Annotated in this window: 1 protein-coding gene; it reads right to left on the reverse strand. The window is 60.8% G+C overall.

Annotated elements, in window-relative coordinates:
• Positions 1-103: 103 nt before the first annotated feature.
• The gene (locus BN2476_RS42595) at positions 104-1588 is read right to left on the reverse strand and encodes an ISNCY family transposase (protein WP_087740138.1); all 1485 of its coding nucleotides are present in this window, start codon (positions 1586-1588) and stop codon (positions 104-106) included.
• Between the last annotated feature and the right edge of the window lie 124 nt (positions 1589-1712).

Below are 1712 nucleotides of genomic sequence, written 5' to 3' on the forward strand. Positions count from 1 at the left end.
GCAAATCCGGCCGTAGACAGAAACCGCAACGCCGATTTCACCCCAACTGCCTATGGGACAAGGACAAACTCGTCCCTCTGCTACTGGAACTTCGGGTTAAAGATCACGCAGTGTCGAAGGATGGCGTTTGAATGGGCAGGGCGCTTACGTCCGTTCCCCTGTCCCTTGCAGACCGCCGGCCAGGTTTGCGGGGTTGCGGTTGTGCCGGTCTTTGCTGTGCAAGGTCCACGATTGCATGCTCAACGTCGGCCTGATTGAATTCACGTTGTTTCTTCTTGCCGGTCGAACGCGTTTGAACTTTGGTTGATGCGCCCAGATGAGTCCGGGAAGGTGCCTTACCGATGCGGCTGTTATCGCGTTGTGCCTGAATCGCCTGCGAGACCTGAAGCACATGGCCCAGTCGCTTGTGTTCAACGATCGCGCCCTGATCGATCTCGGCAAGCCGGTCGTACTGCCTGCACGTCAGAACGCGGCCGTCCGCCCGGAGTTCGATGCGCCCATCGGGGTACTCCCAGATCTCGATATATCGATCGATCAGCTTGCGGTGCTCCGGCGTGTCCTCCAGCAGATACATCACCCGGTCGTACTGCACGGTCAGCGACCTGGTCACCTTGCGCGACTCGCGCCACGTCATCACCAGCTCAAGGCTCTCATCCGCACGCAGCGGCCGGTGCGCGTCGAAATCGCTCTTCGGTGGCTTTGCGAAACGGGCGTTATAGGTCGCCATGAAGGCAGGGGCGTACGCATTGGCATCGGCGATCGTGCTGATGCCACGCAGTCGCAATTCCTTCACGAGACGGTCCTGCAGCGTCAGATGTGCGCGCTCCACGCGCCCCTTGGCCGGACTGCTGTTCGCGCAAAACGTGTCGATGTTCAGCTCGTACATTGCGCGCCCAAAGTGGGTCACGCTATTGCCATCCTTGTTCGCGCCCGTTTTGCGAAACACGCTGTACTTGTCGCTATAGAGCGCGCCGGGTTTGCCATGGCGCTCGATGTACGCGCGCGTCGCCTCGAAATAACTGAACGTCGACTCGGTCTGCGTGAAATGCAATGCCATCAACCGGCTCGTCGCATCGTCGACGTACACCAGCAGCGTGCAGGCCGGCGCCCGTTCCTCGAACCATCGGTGATCGCTGCCGTCGATCTGCACCAGCTCGCCCAGACACGCGCGCCGGGCCCGCGGCTGATAGACCTTCGGCGGGCGCTGTCGGCGCGGTATCCACAGCCCGGCTTCCATCATCAGCTTGCGCACGGTTTCCTTCGCGAGCCGGACGCCGTGACATTCGCGCAGCTTCTCGCACGCCAGCGTCGGGCCGAAGTCGGCGTAGCGCTCACGGACAATGGCCAGAGCACGTTGAGCCAGTTCGCTGTCCAGTCTCCGGTTGCCGGGCATCCCGCGCTTGCGAGAGACGAGTCCTGGAGCGCCAGACTCGCGGTATCGGGTCACCAGCCGTCGAATTTGCCGCGTCGTCAGACCCAGACGTTCAGCGGCACGCCATGGCTTGAGCCGTCCCTCCATCACGTCCTGAATGACCTTGAATCTGTCCAGTTCCCGCATCGTCATTGTTATCCGTTCTGTCACAGCCATCGATGTCTAGAGCGCCCGAAAACGGCGGGTGGCTAGCATACGACGGCATCAAAAGCGGACATTTCTATGCGGCTAGAAGCGGACATTACCATCTGGCCGCTACAACTAATGTCGAGGCCAGATT

The sequence above is a fragment of the Paraburkholderia piptadeniae genome, from assembly GCF_900007165.1.
GTDB lineage: Bacteria > Pseudomonadota > Gammaproteobacteria > Burkholderiales > Burkholderiaceae > Paraburkholderia > Paraburkholderia piptadeniae.